Below are 328 nucleotides of genomic sequence, written 5' to 3'. Positions count from 1 at the left end.
CAGTAGAGTTGAAAGTGGAAAACGGTAAGGTACTGGCGAAGTATCCAGAGATTACGGATACAGAAGAAAGAAGTATCACTTTTAAAGTGAAAGTAAAAGAAGAAGTGAAAATCGGCGAAAAAATCGTCAATAAAGCAATTATTGATGATACAAAAAACAAACCAGAAACACCAAAAGCAGAAATTACTCCGCAACATAAAGATGGAAAAGTGGAAGCGAAAAAAGTAGTAAATAGCCCGTCACCGAAGTTAGGAGAAGAAGTAGAATACCGAATTAGCTTTAAAAACACGGTAGAAAGCGGAAAACTAACAGAGGTAAAAATAGAAGA

Annotated in this window: 1 protein-coding gene; it reads left to right on the top strand. The window is 35.7% G+C overall.

All coding sequences use genetic code 11. The annotated features are described in order from the left end of the window. The coding region (locus MR113_RS27590; protein WP_242257502.1) for a hypothetical protein at positions 1-328 on the top strand (328 nt) is incomplete at both ends.

It is taken from the genome of Bacillus cereus group sp. BfR-BA-01379 (genome assembly GCF_022663605.1).
In the GTDB taxonomy this organism is placed as follows: Bacteria; Bacillota; Bacilli; order Bacillales; family Bacillaceae_G; genus Bacillus_A; species Bacillus_A mobilis.
This window is presented reverse-complemented; position numbering and strand designations above follow the sequence as displayed.